The sequence below is a fragment of the Moorena sp. SIO3I6 genome (assembly GCF_010672095.1).
Map to the genome: position 1 here is coordinate 1 of NZ_JAAHHU010001625.1, position 1,120 is coordinate 1,120.

At 42.9% G+C, this 1,120-nt stretch carries 2 protein-coding genes and 2 pseudogenes; 2 read left to right on the forward strand and 2 right to left on the reverse strand.

Features of this window, described 5'->3' with window-relative positions; translation table 11 throughout:
• A pseudogene (locus F6K49_RS51760) lies at positions 1-127 on the forward strand (IS4 family transposase); the annotation flags it as partial.
• 11 nt (positions 128-138) lie between these two features.
• Positions 139-381 carry a hypothetical protein gene (locus tag F6K49_RS51765; RefSeq protein WP_198954079.1) on the forward strand — a complete coding sequence of 81 codons (243 nt, stop codon included), beginning with the start codon at positions 139-141 and terminating at the stop codon, positions 379-381.
• A gap of 72 nt (positions 382-453) precedes the next feature.
• Here F6K49_RS51765 and F6K49_RS51770 read toward each other — a convergent pair whose 3' ends face one another.
• Both F6K49_RS51770 and F6K49_RS51775 read right to left on the reverse strand, forming a co-directional pair.
• The gene (locus F6K49_RS51770) at positions 454-870 is read right to left on the reverse strand and encodes an anti-sigma regulatory factor (RefSeq protein ID WP_075900440.1); all 417 of its coding nucleotides are present in this window, start codon (positions 868-870) and stop codon (positions 454-456) included.
• Positions 871-873: 3 nt separating this feature from the next.
• Positions 874-1,120, reverse strand: a pseudogene (locus tag F6K49_RS51775) (fused response regulator/phosphatase); the annotation flags it as partial.

Consider the following 1,120-nt stretch of genomic DNA (forward strand, 5'->3'; position numbering starts at 1 on the left):
TCACGGACGTAGGGCCAAGAGTCTTTTCCGTCTAGGTTTTGACCATCTGCGTCATCTTATCCTTAATCCTCAATCCCTTCATCAGTTCGACTTTCGGCAATCAATACATGTTTTGTCCTGTACTTAGCTCAAAGGGTTATGGATGCAGCCATAGAAATCAATCCTGATTGGGTAATTCGTAATGCTTGTCGTCGCGCCGAGTCAATTATGGATGCAGGGAAAGCAAAATACTATGATGAAGCAGTAGAATGGCTGAAAAAAGCCCGTGATGCTTATCTTGCTTCGGATAAAGAACAAGAATGGTCAGATTATCGTAATAAATTAATCACTATTCATGGCCGAAAGCGCAAACTAATGGGCTTAATTAAATCAGAAATTTAACTTAATTATTAACTTAATTAACAATTGCATTTTCAATTTAGCAACGCCAAAAATACTTTTCCCGCTACTGGGCTACTGGGCTAAGCTGACTTGCAACTCCAAACAATTCCGACCATTGACCTGTAAGTTATACTCTACCCGATCCATTAGTCGATGGATAATCAGCCAGCCATAGCCATTTTCCTGTAAATCACCTGGATCCGGTGCTTCATAAAAGGATGGGTCAAATCCTTGACCATAGTCCCAAATCTCCAGAGCAATATCCCGTTCTTTGAGTTCTAGGCGAATCAAGACCGGTAAATTGGGTTGATCCCGATGAGCATGACGAACTACGTTAGAGTAAGCTTCCACTAACACCAATCGCAAACGATTGGATAGACTAGGCCAATCAACACGATTTCCGAGTTCAACCTGCAAAATCCCTAGAAACCAGTTTTCGACAATGCTCAAAAACTTCAGGTCACTCGGTATCTGTAGTTCTGTTTTCATCCACTACAATACCTCCAGAGATACTAGGGTTTGGTCGTCTTCCTGAATCGGATTGGTACGCTCTCGAATCCGAGCTAAGAAATTACTAAGGTCAAACGGAGCAGGTTCCTGAAGCAGAAGCTGCCAAAGACCGGATGACTCAAGCCTAGAACTGGTGCTGGTTGACCCATCGGATGAAGAACCTGTCACTGGATTCACTGGATTCAGGGTTGCTTCCGTAATTCCATCACTTGTTAGTAGCAGGATGCTA